This window comes from Pelagicoccus sp. SDUM812003 (assembly GCF_031127815.1).
Classification (GTDB): Bacteria; Verrucomicrobiota; Verrucomicrobiia; order Opitutales; family Opitutaceae; genus Pelagicoccus.
In genome coordinates this window covers 102,776-124,052 of the sequence record NZ_JARXHY010000004.1, presented here as the reverse complement: position 1 = coordinate 124,052, position 21,277 = coordinate 102,776, and the positions used below count along the sequence as shown (strand labels likewise).

At 54.1% G+C, this 21,277-nt stretch carries 17 protein-coding genes and 1 tRNA gene; 2 read left to right on the top strand and 16 right to left on the bottom strand.

Annotation, left to right across the window (positions count from 1 at the left end; all coding sequences use genetic code 11):
- Positions 1–476: 476 nt before the first annotated feature.
- From QEH54_RS07185 to QEH54_RS07115, 15 genes are all read right to left on the bottom strand, one after another.
- The gene (locus QEH54_RS07185) at positions 477–1,070 is read right to left on the bottom strand and encodes a type II toxin-antitoxin system antitoxin SocA domain-containing protein (RefSeq protein ID WP_309017970.1); all 594 of its coding nucleotides are present in this window, start codon (positions 1,068–1,070) and stop codon (positions 477–479) included.
- Positions 1,067–1,675 (bottom strand): hypothetical protein, encoded by a 609-nt coding sequence (locus QEH54_RS07180; protein ID WP_309017969.1) that lies wholly within the window; start codon positions 1,673–1,675, stop codon positions 1,067–1,069. The genes QEH54_RS07185 and QEH54_RS07180 overlap by 4 nt, the downstream gene beginning before the upstream one ends.
- A gap of 93 nt (positions 1,676–1,768) precedes the next feature.
- Positions 1,769–1,999 (bottom strand): helix-turn-helix transcriptional regulator, encoded by a 231-nt coding sequence (locus QEH54_RS07175; RefSeq protein ID WP_309017968.1) that lies wholly within the window; start codon positions 1,997–1,999, stop codon positions 1,769–1,771.
- A gap of 348 nt (positions 2,000–2,347) precedes the next feature.
- Positions 2,348–2,980, bottom strand: a complete 633-nt coding sequence (locus QEH54_RS07170; RefSeq protein ID WP_309017967.1) for a hypothetical protein — start codon at positions 2,978–2,980, stop codon at positions 2,348–2,350.
- A 545-nt stretch (positions 2,981–3,525) separates the two neighbouring features.
- On the bottom strand, positions 3,526–4,026 hold the full coding sequence (locus tag QEH54_RS07165; RefSeq protein ID WP_309017966.1) for a DNA-packaging protein: 501 nt from the start codon (positions 4,024–4,026) through the stop codon (positions 3,526–3,528).
- On the bottom strand, positions 4,013–4,492 hold the full coding sequence (locus QEH54_RS07160; protein WP_309017965.1) for a terminase small subunit: 480 nt from the start codon (positions 4,490–4,492) through the stop codon (positions 4,013–4,015). Before QEH54_RS07160 ends, QEH54_RS07165 begins: the two co-directional genes overlap by 14 nt.
- Before the next feature lie 3 nt (positions 4,493–4,495).
- Complete coding sequence (locus QEH54_RS07155; protein WP_309017964.1) at positions 4,496–11,470, bottom strand: hypothetical protein; 6,975 nt, start codon at positions 11,468–11,470, stop codon at positions 4,496–4,498.
- 19 nt (positions 11,471–11,489) lie between these two features.
- Entirely contained in the window at positions 11,490–11,864 is a 375-nt protein-coding gene (locus QEH54_RS07150) for a hypothetical protein (protein ID WP_309017963.1), read from the bottom strand.
- Positions 11,865–11,923: 59 nt separating this feature from the next.
- Complete coding sequence (locus QEH54_RS07145) at positions 11,924–13,315, bottom strand: DnaB-like helicase C-terminal domain-containing protein (RefSeq protein ID WP_309017962.1); 1,392 nt, start codon at positions 13,313–13,315, stop codon at positions 11,924–11,926.
- Positions 13,312–14,097, bottom strand: a complete 786-nt coding sequence (locus QEH54_RS07140; protein WP_309017961.1) for a hypothetical protein — start codon at positions 14,095–14,097, stop codon at positions 13,312–13,314. Before QEH54_RS07140 ends, QEH54_RS07145 begins: the two co-directional genes overlap by 4 nt.
- Positions 14,098–15,056: 959 nt before the next feature.
- Positions 15,057–15,989, bottom strand: coding sequence for a hypothetical protein (locus tag QEH54_RS07135; protein ID WP_309017960.1), 933 nt, complete (start codon positions 15,987–15,989; stop codon positions 15,057–15,059).
- Complete coding sequence (locus QEH54_RS07130; RefSeq protein ID WP_309017959.1) at positions 15,964–16,449, bottom strand: helix-turn-helix domain-containing protein; 486 nt, start codon at positions 16,447–16,449, stop codon at positions 15,964–15,966. Before QEH54_RS07130 ends, QEH54_RS07135 begins: the two co-directional genes overlap by 26 nt.
- Positions 16,446–17,006 (bottom strand): hypothetical protein, encoded by a 561-nt coding sequence (locus tag QEH54_RS07125; protein WP_309017958.1) that lies wholly within the window; start codon positions 17,004–17,006, stop codon positions 16,446–16,448. The genes QEH54_RS07130 and QEH54_RS07125 overlap by 4 nt, the downstream gene beginning before the upstream one ends.
- On the bottom strand, positions 17,006–18,310 hold the full coding sequence (locus tag QEH54_RS07120) for a tyrosine-type recombinase/integrase (RefSeq protein ID WP_309017957.1): 1,305 nt from the start codon (positions 18,308–18,310) through the stop codon (positions 17,006–17,008). Before QEH54_RS07120 ends, QEH54_RS07125 begins: the two co-directional genes overlap by 1 nt.
- 95 nt (positions 18,311–18,405) lie before the next feature.
- Positions 18,406–18,480, bottom strand: a tRNA-Arg gene (locus QEH54_RS07115).
- 159 nt (positions 18,481–18,639) lie between these two features.
- Between QEH54_RS07115 and rpsR the strand changes: the two genes are divergently transcribed.
- Together rpsR and QEH54_RS07105 are read left to right on the top strand one after the other, a co-directional pair.
- Positions 18,640–18,831: a 30S ribosomal protein S18 gene (rpsR, locus tag QEH54_RS07110; protein WP_309017956.1), complete on the top strand. Its 192-nt coding sequence runs from the start codon at positions 18,640–18,642 to the stop codon at positions 18,829–18,831.
- A 58-nt stretch (positions 18,832–18,889) separates the two neighbouring features.
- The gene (locus tag QEH54_RS07105; protein WP_309017955.1) at positions 18,890–19,876 is read left to right on the top strand and encodes an L-threonylcarbamoyladenylate synthase; all 987 of its coding nucleotides are present in this window, start codon (positions 18,890–18,892) and stop codon (positions 19,874–19,876) included.
- A 12-nt stretch (positions 19,877–19,888) separates the two neighbouring features.
- Here QEH54_RS07105 and QEH54_RS07100 read toward each other — a convergent pair whose 3' ends face one another.
- Positions 19,889–21,214, bottom strand: a complete 1,326-nt coding sequence (locus QEH54_RS07100; RefSeq protein WP_309017954.1) for a hemolysin family protein — start codon at positions 21,212–21,214, stop codon at positions 19,889–19,891.
- Positions 21,215–21,277: the final 63 nt, after the last annotated feature.

Sequence of the window (21,277 nt, the reverse complement as noted above, 5' to 3'; positions counted from 1 at the left end):
CCAACCGATTAAACGCGACGAGAGTGGTTGATGTTATGCCAGAAGGATTTACTAAGTATGTCTAAGGTGGGAGACGCACACTAAATGGTTGGGATCCCACCACATAATTCGAATTAGGTCTCCTATTCGAATTCCAAAAATCCTCTTTGGGCCCGTTATCCTTAAAGAAAACAGTTCTTCTATATCCTCATTTCTTAGCTCTCGAAGCCTATCTTGAGCCGCTTTCGACAGTTTAGAGATGTGTATGGGATGCGACTTTTTGAGGATGTCATTCCACTCCATCTGCTCGGTACTGCCTAGTTTGCGTACGACTTCTTCAAACGGAGCTTTTGACCACCCAAAGGGCCCGTCCCAATCCAACCGACTGAAACTCCAGCAAGGCTTCCCGCCTGCTTCGACTTTCACAGCGACTCTAGGTTGCTTTGAAGGAAGAGGATCGCTTTTGATTTTGGGTGACTTTTTTTTAGCCATCGCCCCTAGAGGCTACTATAATACTCAGCAATGAACGAGTTCGGTATCAATCTGCTACCCCGCTCTCCATCCTTTAGCCCCTTCCGAGCGTTCAGCCAGGGTTCTTCTGAATGAGAGAGTTGAATTAGGTACTGAGCTGACTTGTTTCCATAAAAGTCCAAAACCGCGTTGATGGTCTCTCGAGCAGTGCTGTCCAGCCGATTGGGATTTCCGGTCTGAATGCTTCCAATCGAAAACGCCCCCCTATGGTAGTCGTATAAATCTCTAACTACTGGTCCATTCGCCCAAGCTTCAATGGGTTCTTTGAACAAAGGCCTTTCATCCCAAACAAGGCTCCATGCTTGGCTATAGTAAACCAGCTTCTGAAGCTTCATAGTGCTAATTTCTCCTAGACGTTCTACGATGTACGCCGCCACATCCAAGGCTGATGGTATCCTGTTTTTCTCTGGGGATACCTTCTGAAACTTCCCGCTACTGTTTGTCACAAAATGGCCCCAAGTCTCCGGGGTCAGGTCGCTCGAGGTTGTGGGGTCCTGACAATCGAAAAAGAGACTTCCTGGCTCTTCGTCTCGCTCAGAATTTGTTGAAAACTCCATCATTTTTCTAAAATCCGACTAGCCAACTCCTCAGCTTTGTTCCTTTGCTCCAACACCGACGCTTCATCTAAAATCGCTTTTACGCCTGCGATCTTCTTAATCGGGTAGTGATAGTTCACCTTTAGCAATGGGTTAGGCCCACTCTCGTGCACTATGAGTCGAACATTTAGCTGTCCGGTTCCTAAATCAAATGATTCATGAAATTGCATCTCTAGACTAGGAGAATCTACCGCATGACCAAATGGCGATTCGTACTTCAGATCCCCAACTTCTTCTTTTGTGAATTCAACATCGTAATTGAATCCTACCGCAGATACTGGGGTATGGGGCAAAAAGTTAGCTACCTTGGTTGCGACATCCTGTAGTCCATCTTCCCAATTAACATGGTCTTTTCTATTACCAATCGTCAATCTCGACCCATTTGAGGAAATAACGTAGTTCCCCGCTTTGACTGTCGGATTGATGATGGGTCCAATCCCAAAAGATTCGATTTCGAAGTCCTCGACATCAGGAAATAGGAACTCTCTTAACCAGTTTGGCTGCAAAACTATGTGAGGATTCCAGCCTCCCGCGATTACTAGGTTACAATTTTGGACTAGGAGTTGCATGGATTTCGAATGAGTCGGTAGAGTGGCAACAGATTCCAAGAAAGGGAGCAAGAGATTAAATCCATCCAATTCTCAACGAATGGAGAGCATTAGCTAGCAACCAGATTCCTTGAGCAGCTTAGAAGGGAGTGTTCCGAGTGATTCAGAGAGTCTCAGAAGACTCTCAACAGTGAGGTTTTTACCTCCGCTTTCTACGCCCGCCACATGAGTTCTGTGAATCCCCGAGAGTTCGGCTAGCTTGGTTTGAGAGAGTCCGCAGAGCTCCCTTTTTTCCTTCACAACTTCCCCAAGCCGCTTTTTCACCGATTCGATGTCCAGACTCATGATTTGTAGATTAAAAACTACAATCTCGCTTGACTCAATCTCTATGTTTGTAGTTTATAGTCTACAAAACCCACCCATTAAACCCACTGTTGTATGACACAAAAACGCAAAGTTACCTTAAGCCTATCAGACGACGACCAACATATTCTGGACCAACTTCTCAAGGAATGCGGTTTCCATTTCGAAGAAGCTGCAAACATAGCTCTGAAGCAAATGCTAACGGCTTACGACCGAGATAAGGAAATAACGTTGGTGCTCCGAAACCGCCAGTCGAACGAGTTGAAGAGTGTCGCCTAGCGAAACTGCGCTAGAGCCTAAATCTAGCGCGTCCGCCAAGTTCGGAATAAACTAGTCGGCCAGGGCTCGTTCCACTTCGAATCGGACTGCTTGATCGGTCATGTCGTCAAGCTGTCCATAGCGCCGGAAACCAGCTACCATGCTATCGAAGACCTCATCATTCCCTTCCGAAAGAGCGAACTTCAGCAAGTAAACCGGATCGACATCCGAGTAGTCTAACTCGAATAGATTCCAGAACTTCGCCCTCCCTGTGTGGATGGCTTCCCAAAGCGGATGGCCTCGACGAAAACCCTGCTGTTCAATCTCGACCGCCTTCCACTTCTTGCGAGCTCCCATGTGAAGCAAGCTCCTGGCTTTGGATAGGTTCCGATCCCTGATCTCCCCAGCCAACGCCATGTCGAGTTGCGGCCGGATTCGCTCGGGATCCAATTTCACTAGCTCCTTCACGATCCCAGCGATGGGAGCGTAGTTTCGCGTCCAATTCAGAGACTCTGCTAGCTGGTTTTCTCGACAAGGATTCCACCCCATCGAGAACAGTCGGAGAGCCAGCTTCTTGTTGTACGTCGAAAGAACCTCGCCAGCCTCCAGATCGTCGTCCCACCAACCGAAATCCAATAGAAGGTGGATCAGATCGTGTCGCCTGGATTCGAACAGTCTGTTCGCGTGAAATGTCTCATCTGCCATCGGGTCGAATCCGTTCAACAGGAGCAGCTCGCAGACTGAATAGTGGCCTGACTCAAGCGCATAAACAAGGGGAGACTTACGAAGCTCGCGGACGAGTTCCTCATCGCGCCTGAAGTACTGGATGGGCAATCCCAAGGATATCCAATCTTCGACCCGGTAGACATCCCCTGCCTTACAGTACCTTGAAAGCTCTATGAGATCCTCCTGCCAGTCTGCAATAGATGGAGCAGGCAAAGGCCATTGAAGCGTCTTTCTGGGCTTTCTGACAATCCTCCTATCAGCAGAAGAAGCGAGCAGCCTATCGAGCTTGAAGTAGTACTCCTCTTCAGGCACTCGAATCCGGCATTTCCTGCAATAGGCTAGCAGGTCTTTCGTTTTTACGCTAATTCTCCGAGCGATTGAGCTTGGGACTTCCTCCTCGAGCATCGCTTGAAGCTTTTCGTCACTGGGCCAATCGATCAGCCTGATTAAGTCCTTTTTGCTCTTCTTGGGCACTCCAAAGACGGGATTGATACGAAACCAAGTTCAAGCGTCGACACTTGGTTTCATAGGGAGTCGGTCTCCTCTGGTTTAGAAAGCCGCTTGCGGGCGTTGGCTAGTCGCGTGGCGAGCTCCTCGCTGACGTCGTGCTTGATGTTCTGGTTGTCCGCTAGACCTAGCTCTCTCGCGATGATATTCGCATTGAACGCGCCTACCACGGCTCCCTCGAACTTCTGGGTGTAAATCACTGCCTCGATATCCTCAATGACCGTCAGAAAACCTTCAGAATGATCCTTCCCTGTCTGCTCGCTTTTGAACTGCCTGAAATAGGATTCGGAACAATGCAGATAGAAGCATAGCCCAGAGAGCGTGTAAGGTCTTTGGGTAGGCAGATCTACCTCCTTACAGTCCTTGCCCTTGAAATCCTTCTTCAGCCACGGGTTGTCGTCGCACCACTCGAAGAACTCGCAAGCCGCATTCCACAGCTTCTCGGGGGTCGCGAAGAGAAAATTTCTCCCGTGTTTGCTGCGAGACTTCCAGAACTCGTTTCCTCTAGGAGCCGACATGCTCTCCCTCCTTTGGGCTTTTCGCTGCGCCATACTCGTCGCCCTTTGACATTTCCCAGGCCACATCTTCTGGCGAAATCAGCCCCGCGGCAGCGGCCTCGAATGTCTGAACATAGATAACGGACTTTGCTCTCTCGAAGAAGTAGGCATATCCGTCGATCTTTCCTATCCGTTCAAAACCATCTTCATCCAATCCGATATGCTCAAGCAGGCCGGCAAGCGACATCGGGCGGACGAGGTTGACTTCCACTTCCGTTGACACGTCTCGAACCTTGATGGACCGCTTCTCGATGATCGGATTCGCCTCAACCCATTCGAAATACTCGCAGCATTTATCCCAAAATTCTTCGGGGTCATCAAACTTCGGCTTGGTACCGTTGCTCTTCCGAAGCTTCAAATATTCGTTTCCTTTAGGTGCTGGCATAAAATACAGGGGGCCGATGTTATCCTTCGTTCTGTTGGTCATGAATTATAGAGACTGTTTCAGAAGCCGCTTCGCTAGCGCCTCTCGGTCGTTTTCTAGCTGCTGGTCGACTACTTTCCGCAGTCTATCCAGCTCTGGTTCGAACGCTGATCTGCTCTGGAGCTTTCTGTTCGAAGGGAAAAGAAACCTCTCGCTTCCGCGGGCGTCGCCTATCTTCGCGTAGTAGGCAAAAGCCAAATCAAGTTGTTCCCTTTCCCATGGCGTGAGGTCTTCGACGAACTTGCGTCTGAGCCCATCACGCTTCGGCACAAAAGACAGAGGATTCTGCGATCTCAAACTCGCTTGAAACCTCTCGTAGGTGTAGCCGTGGTCGAGAAGCTGCAGGTAGAACTTTGAAGCGAGGCGAACGTCCCCATCGTAGATCGCCTTGCGAAACGATCGCAGAAGCTGGGCGTCTTCGCTGTTGTTGACTCCGGGGTCGAACGACTTCCCATGCTTCGACATGAAGTCGTTGGCTTTGTCCCTAATCGAGTAGTAGGCCCATTGCTCAGGATCGCGCTTGCGACGCTGAAGAATGAGCTGCTGAGCCCAGTCTCCCAGATCCTTGATCGGGTAATAGTCCTCATCAACAATGCGGCGAATCAAGTCCACGGCGAACTGATCAGAAGCCTGACCGATGATGACCGGAAGAATCTCATACTCGGGAATCGATCGCTGATCAAACGCATCCGGAAACGAGTACTGCTTGGACAGGTACGTGTATGGGATTTTCAATACAGGACCGACTGATTGGAGCACCTTGTTTCCGAGATCTCCCGGTCTGCCCTTCATCCAGCTTTCAAGCCCCTGGGCGAAATCGATCTCGCCGCGGTACATCTCGCCGGCGATGCGGGCCATGTCGTTGCCTCCGAACCATTCGGCGATGTCGCCGAGAGCGGTCGGGGCGTAGACCACGATGGTCTTCCCCTCGTCGTCCTTTCCGAGAACGATATGAAGGCGTCGGCGGTCGTGCTCGCTGAGCGTCTTCTCCAGCTCCTCGCGCTCGTCGGAGTTGTTCCACATCTGGATTGCCAGATAGGGCAGAAGAAGCCGAGCGGCGAATCCTGCGGCCATCGCGGCCCCATGGTATCTTACCCCCTTGGCGTCCTCGAAACGCCCGTTCTGCATCAGATCGCGGTAGTTTCTGAGGATGTTCCGATGGTAGCGGAAGTTGATCTCGATCCACGAGTAGAACGGGATCATGTGCTGGCGTAGCTGGTTTCCGTTGTAGCCTATCGCCCCGTAGTCGCCGAAGGTCTCGCGGCTGATCTTTCCGGCCTTGCGATACATGGCGTCCCCGGCTCCCTGATAGGTGTCGGTCATGGCCTCAACCTCCTTCGAGTAGGCGCCTTGGTACTTCGGATAGGCTCCGTTCTCGTAGGCCTCGACGGCGCTCAGGAACTTGGCGTAGCGGAAGAGGGCCTCGCGATATCGGCTGATCTTGGCCGTCCCCTTCCAGAGGTCCTCGAGCTGCCCCTTCCATTGTTCGCCCGACGGGGTGAAGTTCTCGAAGGCCTTCAGCTTGGGCAGAGCCTCGATCTCCTGCTGGGTGACGGTATCGAAGACTCCGTTCCTGAAGGCCTGACGCACGTTGACGCCTCCCTTTCCGGTCTTCATGAATTCGACAACCTCGCGATGGGCTTGGCCTAGCAACTGATAGACGCGCGGGTCTCCGCTGAGCAGCTTCTCGAGGTCGGTCAGAGTGTTGCCGTACTCGTAGCGGATATAGTTCCAGGGGAGAAAGAGCTTGGTGAACTTCCAGAACCTGTTGAAGGACTTGGCGGTCCTTCCGACGAAGCTTTCCGGGGCGTCCTGCTGTCTGATCATGGTCCTGATCTGCTGGCTGAGCTCCTTGGGGATCACGACGATACGCTTCGGACTGGCCACAAGAGCGCGGCTGAGCATTTCCGGGGTGAGCTTCGCGTCTACGCCCATCTGGAAGAGCTGTCGCATCAGAGGCTGCTCGCTGCTGATCTGAACCCCTAGCTCCTTGGCTAAAGCCTCGCGGTCGATCACGTCGGCGAGCCGCATGGGCGTGTTGATGTCCAGGGCGTGCTTCACGTAGCCCTCGGGCAGGTTCTCCTCGCGGATCATGTTGCGGTTGAACTTGCGCGCCTTCCGCTTCTGCATCGCGGCCTCGCGGTCCTCCCGCTCCTGCGCCTGCTTGAGCACCTTGTCGGCGATGTCGTAGGGCTTCACGCCCTCCTCGAAGGTCCGCTGCTGCTGATTGTGCAGGCGCACCTCGTACATGTGGGAGTAGACCGCCTGAAGGTAGTCGCTGTCGATGTCCTTATCGCTGCCGGTGAGCTCCTGCAGGTAGCCGCGAAACGGCTTGTCGCTGAGAAACTTCGGCTGGGGAAGTCGGCTCATCTCGTACTCGATGACCTTGTGCGGATAGTAGTAGGGATTGTTCTGGTCAGGCGGGATCTCGTAGCCGAACGACTCGAGAAGCTGGCGGTCCTTCTCCATGGCGTCGTAGTGGCGTCGCATGGCCTCCTGAACGTTGGCCCGGTCCTTGTGGTTTCTGAGCTTCTTCACCAATGCCGCGAGCTGCTTCTCCACCTGCTCCGGGGTGAGCTTGTTAGGCAGGGCGAGCGGCTTGCCGGTGGTGGGGTTGACCATGGCGGCGCGGACCTTGAGGTCCTGGAAGATCACAAGCTGGCGGAAGAGCCGATACGGGGCCTCGATCATGCGGTTGTAGGCGTCCGTAACCTTCTTCTGAAGGTCGGCGGTGGACTTGCCCGCGTTCATGGCCTGCTGAAGCCGTTTGCTGATGATCTGGTAGTCCTTCTGCAGATCCGCTCCCACGTCCTCGCGGCCTCGGTTGACCGGATCGAGGATGTATTCGATATTTCGATTCACCTCCTCGCGGATGATCTCGCCCGAACGTTCCAGATCGGCGATCTGCTCCTTGAAGCGCTGCCATTTCGGATCCTCGTTCAGCTCGGTGAAGCGTCTCCATCCCTTCCAGGCGACCTTGTAGATGTCCTTCAGGATCGACTTGCCGCTTGGCTCCTTCTCGAGCGTGGCGGTTCCGGTGCGGATGATCGCCGGGTCGGTGATGAGGTCGATCGTCTCCTGCTCGTTGGTAGGCGCGTCGGTCGTCTCGTCGGTGTCGTTGAAGCGTTCGGCGTCTATCAGCTCGACTCGCGCCTCGGAGCGTTGGCCTAGCAGATTTCGGAGCTTGGCGGTGTCGCGGTAGGTCATCGCGTCGCCCTTGGCCTCGAGCTCCTCTATCTGGCGGGTCAGGTCGTCTAGCCGTGTCCTCAGTTCTTGAATACGGTCGGAGGAACGGGAAAAGCGGATGTCGGTTATCTCTACGTCCGCATCGTCGAAGATGACGTAGTTGTAGGAGCCTTCGCCATCTTGGCGGCTTCCCTGATCGAGAAATTTGATGCCGCGAATTCCTAAAGACCTGAGATACTTGGATGCAGCTTCTTTGGCTCGGTTTATTCCTAATCTCTGCTCGTTGCCAAGCTTAGCAGCTAGTGTCGCATAATAGGCTTCGCCTTTTTGAGATACTCCCATCGAAGCCATGCGGTTCGCTGTGTTCTTATTGTTCCAACCTTTGGATACAATTTCCCCAGTACGGTCGTTGACAACCTTCCATTGCCTTCCATCCGGCTCGACGGAAAACGTATCAGTGTCTATTGAAAGGGCTTCTCTAACCTTGTCACTCTGTTCGGTCATTTGCTTATCCCAAAGCAAATACTCGTCTTCTGATGGCTTGAGATCGACTGTGTAGAACGCTCCCGTAAGTCCGTTACGGGTAGCCTCGATAGCGGAGTTCATTCGTTCGATAAACTCTGGGTTGGTCGATCTGTCGCGGCGTCTCTCAAGCTCTTCGATAACAGACTGCTCCTTTTCTTGAAGGCTCATGGTATCAGGAAGCGATTCGAGCAATCTGGCGGCGACGTCTCTAGCTCTTAGTCCCCTGCCTTCGGTGAGAGCTTTTTTGTAGTACTCGGCAACTTCTTTATTCCCTGCGAAATACATCCCCCATCCATAAGACTGCATACCTTCTCCGGTACCGATCTTCGCCGTCGTGAATCTGTCGAAGCGGTGCGGGCTTCCGTGGTAGGCTGCGGCGAACTGAACATCACCCGTATTCGCATTCTGGCTACGTTCTGCGGCATTGGCCTTCGCCCTCTCAAGCGTCCTGCGGAAAGCCAGTGTCGCCTTCGCTAGCTCGGAGTTGATCCGCTTGTCCTGAACGCGATTGCTTACGCGCTTCAGAACGCGATTCACGGCGTCGATGATGCGATCTATTAGGGTCGGTTGAGAAATCGCCAAATCGGTCCAATAGGCGTCGTCCTTGAAGCCTCTGGCCGACGAGCTCACCAACTCCGCGAGCTTGGCCGTTCCCTCGCTCTCTCTCAGGCTTTTGCTGGCCGGGGCTCCTCCGCGGCGGGCGTCCTCCCGATACTGCAGCCAGGCGGCTTCGGAGGCCTTCGGGGCGGACTGCTGGAAGTAGTCGACGAGGCGGCGATACGATTCCGGATCGGTTCGCTCCAGGGCGTGGGTCCATTCGTGGTCGAGGATGGCCTGATAGGCGGTCTCGCGGTTGGCTCCCTGCTCTATCCAAACGCGGCCCGACTGCGGGTCGTAGAAGCCGTTTACTGGGCTTCTCTGTCCGTCGGTCCTTCGGAAGAAGCGAAGCTCAAGCCCTAATCTCCTCGCTTCGTTGGCGACTGCTGCTTGATCATTCCCCTGGGCTTGAGCTTCTTGAAACTGGATCTGGCTGCCTCCCTCGCTGGCGAACTGACGGGCGGCTCGCTGAAGGTCGGGCATCGGGTCGCCTTGCGGGCTTGCGGAGAACGGAACGTCGTCGCTGGCGTCTGGGAACATCTCGCGGCCTCCGATGCTTTCCTCCAGGGCGTCGATGAGTCCGATCTCGTCCGATAGCTGGGTGAATCCGTCGTCGTTCTTGAGGATGTCGAGCATCGTTCCGAGCGGTCGGCCTGAGTCGCTGAAGAGTCCGGGGCGGGCCTTCTGCAGTCGCTGCAGCTCGCCTACCAGCGGATCGTTGAAAAGCTCCTGAGCCTTGCGAGGGGATAGCAGCTTGCCCGCCTTGGCGACTCGTCTTTGGATCTCGTCTCCGGGCTCGCGGTTGTAGGCGCGTTCGTCCTCGCGTCGCATGATCTCGCGCTGGGCCTGCTCGTCGTCCTGATTGGCCAGGGTGGAAAGCCGGTCGTCGTCGAGAAGCTCGTAGTCGAGCTGCCCGTCGGCGTTCACGCCCTCGGATTCGAGTCGTTTGATCTCCGCTCTTTCCTGTCGGATCCGTTCCTTCTGCTCGAGCTTGCGGCGTCGGTCCTGCTCGATCTGGGCCTCTAGTCTGGCCTGTTCCGCCTGGCGGTTCTCCTCGACGCGCTTCGCCTGCAGGTCGCGCTCTATCTTCACCTCCTCGGGCGTCATCGAGAGGTAGCGGGCCTTCGCGTCCTCGGTCGTGCGTTCCAGCTCCTCCGGGGAAAGTCCGTACTCCTGAACGAGTCGCTTCTCGTTTCTGAGCTTCCTGTCCTCGTCGACGCGCTGCCTGGCCTCGGGCGATAGACTGGATTCGAAGGGGTCCGCGTCGGGATCGGCTGGCGTGAAGGTTCCTTTGCTGCCGTCGACGAATTCCAGCTCTCGCGGCGCGTTGTCGCGAACGGCGCTCGGCTTCTCTCCGATCCGCTGGTCGTTCTCCTGCCTGAGCTGTTCGATCTTGGCGCGTCTGCGCTCGTCTGGCACTCTCTGCGACACGTTGAGGGCGGTTTCGACCGAATCGGCGGCTCTGCCTCCTACCACTTCGGAAAAGACCTCCCTGCCGTCGATCTCGTCGTTGACGACAAGCTGCTTGGTGGCCTCTCCTCCGCCCTCGATGGCGGCTTGGGCGGCCTGATCGGCTGCGACGCCTCCCACGAGTCGTTTCACTCCCGAACCGGCTCCCGGCACCAGTTTGCCCGCTACGCCTCCGCTGAGGCCTTCGGCGGCTCCCACGATGGCCCCGCCCTGGCTGGCTCGGCTGGTCACGTCGGCCATGATCTCGGGGTTGGTGAAGGCGTCCTTGAGCTGCTGCGGGTCTGAAAGATCGACCTGATAGTCCTTCTGCAGGAGCTCCAGCATCAGAGCGGAGCGTTCCTGCATGCCTCCTCCTATGCCGGCTGCGGCCGCGGTGCCTACAGGACCGGCCAGCGAGGCGGGGATGGTGGCGGCAAGGGTCGGCGAAGAGCCCACAAGACTCTCTAGCATCAGGTTGGCGGAAACCTCGATCGGGTTCCGCTTGAAGGCGGCGAACCAGTCCTCTCCCTCGACGTAGTCGCGATAGGCCTGCGTCATGGCGGTCTTGGCCTTGAGGTCCTGTATCTCGGCGATGCGGCTGGCCTGGGTGTCGATGTTCCGGCCCGCTCGCTCCTGCCCTCGGATGGCGGCGTTCTCGAGGGTCTTAGCTCTAGCGAGCTCCACCTTCTGGCGGAAGCGGTCCTCCCATGATAGCGGGGCCTGATCGATCGCCTCTAGCTGCTCGCGTTCGGCGGTCAGTCGGGGGATGTCGTCGCCTCTGAAGCTGCCTAGGTCAGACTCGATGGCGGCGGCTCTCAAGCCCTCCTCGGCCTGCAGGGCTCCGCGGTTGAGCGAACCGGCTAGCCCTTCGAAGGTGCCGGTCTCAGGCTTCTTGCTGGAAAGGTAGGCGTCGGGATCGAATCCGGTATTCGATGAGCGGTCCTCTATCGCCAATCCCTGGGCGAAGGGGTCGAAGGGTTGAGATTCTTTTTCGATCGTGAATGGCTGTGAGGGATCGAATCCCGACTTCTTTGCGAGGTAAGTATCTGGATCGAACTTCTCTTCTTCTTTTCGATCGATGTATTTCTTGAGGGGATACAACTGCCCTTTCTCTACCGGGATACCTCCAAACCGGTTCTTATTACGTTTTTCAAGATACCCGACCAAAGAATCCTCGCTCTCGGATTCGGCGGGCTGACCATTCTGCTCTCTCGTTTTTGACATGGTATAAATCCTTTTTTAGTTATTTCTTCTCACCCGTCACATCAGGCTTATTCGTATCCACAATGCTCTTACGCAGTCTCAAATGCTTCAACCCTCGCACAAGCGATATCTCGAAGCATCCCTCTTCAGTGTACTCATCTCCGACCGCCATCAATTCCGTCAGAATTTCGGAAGCTTCTTCAATTTTCACACCCTGTCGTTCCATCTGGTCGAAGAATGACTGATAGCAAACCTCCAAACCAGAGGCGTGAAGACTGCGAATTGCTGTGGCGGCTATTCTAGCATCACGGCTCTCAAAACAGGATTCGTTAATATTCTCATCGATCAGGACCTGCTTCGCGAAGCGGGGATCGACCAGGCAGGTCGATACAATCGAAATCTCTGAATCGTTCACGTCTATGGGCTTCCAAAGAGAGCTCAACGGAGATTCATCGAATCCATTTTCCCAATACATCACAATAGCCTCCCTTCCTCTTGCCGCTCCTGTTTCCAGTCTTCGAAAAGCGTGAATCGCTTATGAAACTTGACGCGAGCCGATCCTTGGTGGCCCTTCTTGAATTTGAGCTGGTAGATAATCCCTTCCGGATCCAGCGATTCGAATTGCTCAACCCCGTTGCTGTCCTTTTCGGGAATGTAGATTCCCCATATGCGATCAGCATCGTCCTCCAGATTGCCCGTCTCCTTCAAATCACTGACTCTCGGTTTCCTGTTCTCGCTTTTCAGTCCGCGACTTGGCTGCGCTATGACGATAACAGGACATCTCAGCTCCATGGCTAGAGGCTTGAAGAGGCTGGACATGTAGTTGTAGCGAACGCGCTCGTCCGGGAATTTCTGAAGGGTCTTTAATTGGTGCAAATGGTCGACCAGCACCATATCCAGCTTACCAACGTTCTTCGCGATAGAGCGGCACCTTCTGACAATCTCTTCGATGACGAAATTGTCGTCATAGATGAACATCCTTTCCTGCCAAAGATCCTTCAACCCCTTCAGGTTACGCTTGAATCGATCCTGCCTCGGTTTCAGCTCCATTTCATAGTTAAGCAAATCCAGCCGGGCGACTTGCGAAGCCATGGCCTTGATCATCTGATCAGCCGTGACCTCTCCAAGGAAAGCGGCGCACCTGTATCCACGCCTCAATGACTCGCCAAACATCTGATGTCCAATCGAGCTCTTACCATTTCCGCTTACGCCGAAAATGATCGTGTAGTAATCCGCTGTGCTTAGATCGATCGGCCTCAGCCATTTGTCGAACTCGGACATTCCAGTGTAGATCGGCTTGGAATCTTTGGGCTTCTCGCCTTTATCCCGGGCCTCGAATTCCTCACCGATCATCTCGAAAGGGTCCTGCTTCCTTTCTACCGCGGGTTTCGTCAAAACCGAGAGTTCATGGTTCAACTCCGCGAGCTTGCACTTCTTTTCCTCCCAGGTCGCCTCTGACTCGTTCGCTTCGTCAATCTTCGACTGGATCTCCTTGACGCGTCTTTGGCTTCTCAGGTCGATCAGATGAGCTGCGACTGAATCAAGGTACTCTGAAGAAGGGGAATCGCCATCCATCAAATCCAGCATCCAATCGCATAGCTCCTTGCTGTCCATTGCTCCAGCCGCGGCGAAAACCGTTTCCAGAGATACGACTCTCTTTTCCTCATGAACCCTGCGAGCGGCTTCAAATACGACCCTCGCGTGTGGGTTGGCGAAATGTTCGCGCCTGATCCCGAGCGTATGTAGAGTCTCGAAATTGGCATGACCGTCAGGGTGTGAGACGACCATTCGCAGCACTTGAGTTTCAGCGACATCGGACTGCTCAGCGCCAAGCCAGCGAAGCACCTTGTTTCCACTCTCGCTCATCGTCTAGGCCCCGCTTTCTCGAATTCGCTAGTGAGTTCTAGTTTCTCACGTTCTCGCTTTCGCTGCTCGGCCTCCTCATTGAAAGTCAGTCGCGGAGCAGCTCCGTTGGCCTTCTGGCTTGGGAAAAAGCCTCCCGTCCTCCAACTGCGGATTACAGATTTCCAGCACTTGATGGGAACGCCATTGTTCCGATACCCGTTCCCCTCCCAATGATTGAACATGTACTCACCATCTGACCGCTTGAGACCATTGTCTTCGCAGAACGACTCTACTTCATCCTGCGAATTAGGACGCGCCTTGTTCGCCTTTTGTGGGCTATCATTCGATCTACTTGAGGTCCGATTGTTCGTTTTCGCACCTCTCTCTTTATCTTCTCTTCTCTTCTCTTCTCTAGGTAACGCAGAAGTAACGCTGGCAACGTTACCGTTCGCGTTACCTTTTTGCTTATGCTTGGCCACTCTTCTTGCGTTAAGTGCCCGTCGCTTAGCAGTTTGCCCATTGTGACGATCGAAGTGAGGCAAACGGACTCTTTCGCTGTCAGTTTCGATCCATCCGACCTTGGCCATCGCGCTAACGAAACCGTTCACGCCAGACAAACGATCTAGTAACGCCGAGACCGTTACCGGAGCGTTACCTTCTTCAGTGTGTTGATCGAACCAGACCCACACCCGTAACAGCTTCCCAACTACGGCATCCGGATCGATGTTCAGAATACCTGCCATCTCGAATACCTCGGGCTTGTCCGAAGTCGCATGCTCAATCTTTATCCAATCACCAGCCATCTTCCGACATCCTTCCCATGCGCTTCGGGCCAACTCCGGCGCGTTGCTTGATCGGGTTTACCTTTCGCTCTTGGATAGGGTAGCAATTTGAGTTCGGTCGCTTCAGCCACTCAGCATGAGCTTTCACCTCCCTCTCTCGCTTCGCCTGGATCTCCGCTCTTCGCTTCAGAAGACGCTCGTTAGCTTCAAGCAGCATCTGCCAATCAGAATCGCTGGTACTCTCTGGCTTTCTTGCATCGCTCCTTGGCTTTGCAGGTTTCCGCTCAGTGATGAAAGAGCGGCAATTTCGTAACCACCTTTTAAATACGTTCATTTGGGTACTCCTTGACACCAAACGCCAAACGCTTTGCATACGGAAAGTCGCACAAACTTTCCGAGTCCGCACGCTAGGCGTCTAGCTGCGGGCTCTTTACTTTTTCAAGCGGACAGCGAAGCCTAGGTCCACTTCGAGTCCGAGGTAGTGACTTCCATCGATCGAGAACGCAAAACGCCTGAGGCGGCGCATTCCAGTCGATCCGACTCTTGAGCCACTCAAACCTAAGAAGGCCGGCAGCAATTTGATCTCGTAGTTCATGACTAAACACAAACGAGAGATTCAAGGTAGGCATCTGCATCGATTTTGCGGATGATGATGCGGCGACCAATGCGGGCATGTCTTACATCGTGCCGAGCGATTGCTTCACGAGCAGATTTCTCGCATATTCCGATGTAGCGGGCGAACTCTACAACAGATAGGTTCGCAGGTGGATTGGATCTAATGTCCTGTTCGAATAGAGGCCCTTTGGGCAATTGTTTGTTTGTGTCGGTGTTTCGTGCCATACACCACTAAATAGCACGAAATGAGGTGAACAAACTAGGTGCATTCCGCTCCCTAGAAACGGACCAATCGTTTTTGGAGGAGTGGATTCACTCCCCAAAAAACTTAGCCAGCTCGGCAAGAATCCAAGAAAATAACAGTGCTACGGCTTCAATTTGGGTTTGATGTGACCATAGATTAGGGCTTCCAAGCCTCTCCTCCAGTGATTCTTTCCAGGGACTGTCGAACTTGATTCGATCTCTGTCCTTTTATTGGCGACTCGAAATCTCTCCTTCTCTGGGTTATCGGAAAATTCAGCCTGCCTCTCTCGCTCATCCAAGCGATCGCTCTTTTTTTTAAGATCATCAGCGAGTGCCTTTTTAGCTTTATTCTCAGCAGCCTTCTTCAACGGATGATCAGACTCATGAAAATTCGGCATCACCTCAAAAACATATCGAGTGAACACCCTCGCATAATCCTTGGCGTCTTTGCTCTTCGGAAGCTCTGGCAAGGCCTGAATCTCCGCCCAAAGCCCATCCGATATGCTTCTCCATTTTTTACCTCCGACATCGGGGGAATCGCTCTTAGATAGTATTTTGCTCAAGTCCAAATTGTTGATGAACTTGGTTAAGGGATGATCCTTTTTTTTTCCTCCAATATCGTTCCTCTTGAGCCTAGAAAGCAATCCGTCCGGGAAAGATGCCTCCTTGCCTGACTCCAACTTGATAGGGCTCTTAGGCGGATCAAAGACAGATAATACAACCGGCCATTCAGACTCCAGCTCAATAGCTGCGTTTAGAGCTTCAGGGTCACTGAGTTCAAGCTTGTTGAGAAAGTCAGTCGATGCTTTGGCAACATCAAGAACGGTTTTAATATACTCCTCACTGTAAGCATGCCCCTTTGCCCCAGGACTATCTCCTACGAAACGAGACATCTCTTCAGTCAGTTGATCGAGTCGAGCCTTTGACCTCCATGTCTCAGCTTTCCTAGCAGCTGGGCTTTTTCTCAGTTTGCGCGACTTCAAAACCGTTTCACTACCAGCTTCGTCTTTCGCAACTGTCTCCCTAACGCTATTCAGATCGGTTGAGTCTTTCATTTATAAATGTATCCAAATCCTTCTTACGGTAGACAATCTTCCGACCAAGCCGCGCAAAAGAAATCTTCTCAGCATCCTTGTACTCGTGAAGCTGGCGCTCACTAAGGCAGACATATTTTGCGGCGGCGGAATGCGTCATATAGTCCTTAAACTGTAGAAGGCACTCGAGGGTGTAGATTAGCCTGTCCAGTCGACCAAGGATACCTTTGAGGAAGCTACAAATCCCCCCGCACTTGGAATCACAACAGGAACCATTTTTCACATCTGCCTTTGGTTTTTTCATAGGCAGACAATATAATGATTCGCTAGTAGCCAATTTTCGTAACCAGCTGGTCTCCGGACTCCACCAAACCGAAAGAAACTCGATCAACCAGCCCCTCAAACCGAAACTTCCAAGTTCATTTCTTGGCCAGATCGAAAGCTGCGGATCCCCCAAGCCGGTGTATTCGAAAGCGGTCATGAAATTCCTTTGTCAAGGGCTCCGGACTTATAAAAATGCATATAAATAAGATTCGCGGAATACCGGTCTAGAATCACTCGGTTAGCCTCTCGAAATCCTTCAGTTTTCAGATACTTCACTATTTGACCAGTCGTCTTCAGTTCTCCACTTAGACTTGCTTCCAATATGATTTTGCGAACCTTTGTATTCAGGTTTCGATTACCCTTCGGAAACCCATATTTGACGGATAGCTGTTTCACAAAATCGCCGAACGTGCGTTCCTCATTGGGCTCCCTGTCAGCACCATCCCAAAAGTCACCGGTCATATCCACTTTTTCCGGGAGCCTTTCGTACTCTTGAAGCAAGAGCTCCTGCTCTTCAGCCATTTGAAAACCTCTAGCGAAAGACGCGGCTTTCAGATGCCCGCAAAACGAAGAGTAACCCTTTTGAGAAATCTTCACGTAAGAGTCTTCTTGGGACTTTGAAGCCATCATCATAAGGATCGCATCCAATGCGTTCTCAATTCTCAACATGCTGATCGAGATCGACCGCAAGAGCTCTTTGTCTTCGTTATCCATCAGGCGAAGCTCACTACCTTGGCTTGAGTGGGAGAGGGTTTAATTTGGAAGAACCTTACGCCGTCTTCTCTCTTCGCAAGCGCTCGATAATTGGAGAACAGAACCTCATCGTTACCCTTGTGGCCCATCAGGCGAGACGTCTCCATTGAGTCACCATGCTTAGCGAAATGGTACGTTCCAAAGCTATGTCGCATCGCGTTGTTTCCCCAGGTCGACTTCCATCTACCTTCGACGCTTTTTCCGAATCCCGCGTGTATCCGCAGGGTACGGAAACGCCTGTGAAAGTCGTCATTTATCGGAGAGTATGCGACCCTATCGTGCTGCCGGTCACAAAGGCTAAGCCACTCGAGGGCGTTCTTAGGGATATCAACGTTTCGGATTCGGCGCTTCTTCGCGATTGAGGAGGCGATCGTGACATAAGGGTTCGGTTCGTCATCACGAACGCTTGTCCAAGTCAGAAGTTTCAGCTCGGAAGTTCGGATACCGCAGAACAGCCCCAACACAACGGATCCCAGCATGTTGAGTTCCGGATGTTCTACCGCGGCGTTCAATAGCCTCTCAGCTTCAGAGATGCTGAGGATAGAGGGTTCCTTATCGTCATCGTTGTCGGCGCAAAGGGCTTTTCTCTCTTCGTCAGTCATGTAATCAACCGGCGAAACTACGATGTACCGACTCTGAACAGCGTACTTGAGGAGTTGCGCGACGGCGGTAAGAAAGTTCTTGTTGGTCCGAGGAGAACCTCCAACGTCTTCGATCCAATCAACGATATTCTCCTTGGTAAGCCTATTGATAGGCAGGTCTGGGAAAGAATCGGCAAGTCGGTTAGACTTCCATGCGAAATCGTCATAGGAGGTCTTTCGCAGATTCCCTCTCTCGAAACGCTTCTTCCTTGAGGCGTTCAATTCATCAACAACCTCCTTGAGGGTTTTATCGCCACCCTCAGGCCTCAGGTGAACGAGGGCGAAATCAACGGCCTCCTTCAGGCTGATCCCTTTCTTGCGAAGCTTCGGCAGGCAGATTCCAAACTCTAGCCTCTCGCTCTCCGTAGCATTGAAATAGACCTCTCCATTCTTCCGAGAACCTCGATGCTCCTTCGCGGCGTAGTCCTCTGCCTTGGCCTTGTCCTTGCAGCGTTTTCTCTTTCGAACGGTTCCCGTGACGTCAGCTGGCACCTCTACCTGATAACTCGTGTAGAGGGTATCCTTACCCTTGTAGACCTTCGAATAGATGACGGGCCTAATGAAGATGCCCGACTTCTTCGGATACTCCCATTTTTCTAGAAAGCCGGTACCTGATTCAGCCATATGCGATTTGATACCGCTCTATTATAGAAGGCAATCCCGTTTGGCAAATAGCTGGCGAGAAAAGCCCTCAACCAAACTTAAGTCGTTGATTATCATGGTAGGGCCACCGGGAATCGAACCCAGATCTAAGGTTTAGGAAACCCTTGTTCTATCCGTTGAACTATGACCCCAGCGTTGGACTGGCCGGCGGAACCGGCAGCGTGCCTGTTTTCTGGCTAATGCGATCCGGAGTGTAAAGGATTTGCTTCGCCCAAAATCGAATCCGTTGGATTTTACCTCTTTCCGCTATTGACACGGGACCTTCCGACTCTAGGTTTCGCCGTTCCATTATGAGCACAGAAGCAAAATCACAGAGCCTCACGCCACAAGAGCTGGACTTTCACCACGCTCATATCCTTGCACGCTACGTGACTGAAACCGGTAAAATCCTTCCTTCCAAGGTCAACCGCATCAACGCCAAGCAGCAACGCAAGATCAAGAAGGCCATCAAGCGCGCCCGCAATCTGCGTCTGATGATGTAGTTGCCCGTTCATCACGGCAACTCCCCGCGGGACCAGGTTGGCCCGCTTCCCTTCGGCCATGGCTAAAATTCTCCAACCTAACGAGGAAAACTTGCGTGAACTGCGCAAGTTTTTGCTTTTTGGCGGCCTTGTTGGCGTCCCCACCGAAACGGTCTACGGTCTGGCGGCCAACGCCCTCGATCCAGAGGCTTGCGCCAAGATCTTCGAGGTCAAGCAGCGCCCGACCAACGATCCGTTGATCTGCCACGTATCAGGCATCGACGCCCTCGATGACATCTGCGAGGTCAATCCCCTCGCTCGTCGCCTGGCGAAACGGTTTTGGCCCGGCCCGCTGACCTATGTCCTCCCCAAAAAGGCCAAGGTGCCCGACATCGTCACCGCCGGACTCGGCTCGGTGGCCGTTCGCTGCTCCGCGCACCCTGACTTCCATCGCCTGGTGGAGCAATGCGACTTTCCCATCGCCGCTCCGAGCGCCAACCCGTTCGCCTACATCAGCCCCACCACCGCCCAGCACGTGGAGGCCAGCTTGGGCTCGCGCATCAGCTTCATCCTCGACGGCGGTCCGTGCGCCTTCGGCGTCGAGTCGACCATTGTGGATCTGCGCGACGAATCGCTGCCCCGAGTGCTTCGCTACGGAGCCTTGCCGGTGGAAGACATTGAAATCGAACTGGGGCGCTCCATCGACAAGCCCGAGCCGAGCGACGATGCGGACGAGAGCGTGCAGCACCTCGCCCCCGGGGCCCTGCCCAAGCACTACAGCCCCCGTACTCCTCTCGAGCTACGCGGCGGGCTTTCTCCGCAGGACCTCGACGCCCTGGCCGATGATCAGGCGGCTTTGCTCATCTCCAAGCCATCCCAAGCAGTGGGAGCGAACGTCTTCTGGCTGAGTGAAAGCGGAAAACTATCCGACATCGCGGCCCATCTCTACGCCAAGCTGCGTGAGCTAGACGAGCTCGGTTTTCGCCAAATCGTCGCCGAAGAGGCCCCGGAGCTCGGGCTCGGACTTGCCATAAACGATCGCCTGCGCCGGGCGTCGTTTCGCTGAGGCGGCAGCGGCTCAGCTTTCCGCCGGAGACTCCGTCTCCTCCTCTTCCTTGTCCTTCACCACGCGCAACTGGGCGCTCAATACCCGGCGTTCATCGACCGCCGTGATCACGATTTCCAGCCCCTTGATGCGCAGCTCCTCGCCCATAGCGGGCATGCGGCCAAGCTCGTAGGTCAGGTAGCCGCCAAAGGTCGACACCTCGTCCGCCTGCAGGTCCACTCCGATTTCCTCGGACAGGTCGTGCAGCGGCGTCAGTCCGTCGACGAGGTAGACCCCGCCTTCGATCTCGCTGACGAGAGCCTCCTCGCGGTCGAACTCGTCCTGGATCTCTCCGACCAGCTCCTCCAGCACATCCTCCAAGGTGACCGCCCCCACGGTGCCTCCGAACTCGTCGGTCAAGAGGCCGAAATGCTTGCGGGTTTTCAGAAAACGCTGCAGCACGCGTTCGAGCGGTTCGTCCATGGAAAAGCGCAGCATAGGCCGCATCAACCGACGCCAGTCGATCTGGCCGCCATTTTTCCCGCTGCGGAAGACGTCCTTCACGTGAATGATGCCGACGCAGTGATCCAGATCTCCTTCGCAAAGGGGGAAACGCGTATGGCCGGTCTTGCGGGCCAGCTCCAGATTTTCGTCGATGGTATCTTCCAAGTCGATGTACTGCAGCTGGTTGCGCGGGATCATTATATCGTGAGCCACGCGTTTCCCCAGCTCCAGAGCGTTGCTGACGATGCTTTCCGCGAAAGCCGGCAGCTCGATGCCCTCATCCACGATGGATCGGATCTGGGCCTGCACGTAGAGCAAATTGAAGTCCATGCTGGGATCGAGCCTCAGCGCCCTCAGAATCAGACTGGACACGCCATTCAAAACGGCCGAAACGGGACGCACCACGAAGCGAAAGATGATCACCAGAGGCAGGGCCACGCGAATGGACTGTACCGGATACTGCAGAGCCAAGGCTCGCGGCACGAGTTCGCCGAGAACGAAGTGGGCTCCGACGGAGACCACCAGGCCAATCATGATGGAGAAACGAAGCTCCCAGCCAATGGCCCAACCGAAATGAGTGGTCAGCGTGTAGGCGAGCGGCAGCAGCAGCAAGGCGCAGCCAATCGAGCACAAGGATATGCCCAGGCGCAGCAGCTTGATGCTGGAGCTCATGTCCTCGAGCAAAGCGGCGATGCGCTCGCTTTGGGCGGCCCGCTTCATCTTGCTGGTGCTGAAGCGGGTGAAACGCAGTTTCACCAAGCTAAATTCCGCGGCAACGAATGCCGCGTTGAGGAGCAGAAGCACGGCGGCTCCGATGCCGAAAGCCGTGAGTTCGAAAGCTGAGTATTCGTACACTGTTGGAATTGACCGCTGCGAACCGAGCCTAAACCGCGCCGAGCGGGCTAGATCGTCATTCGC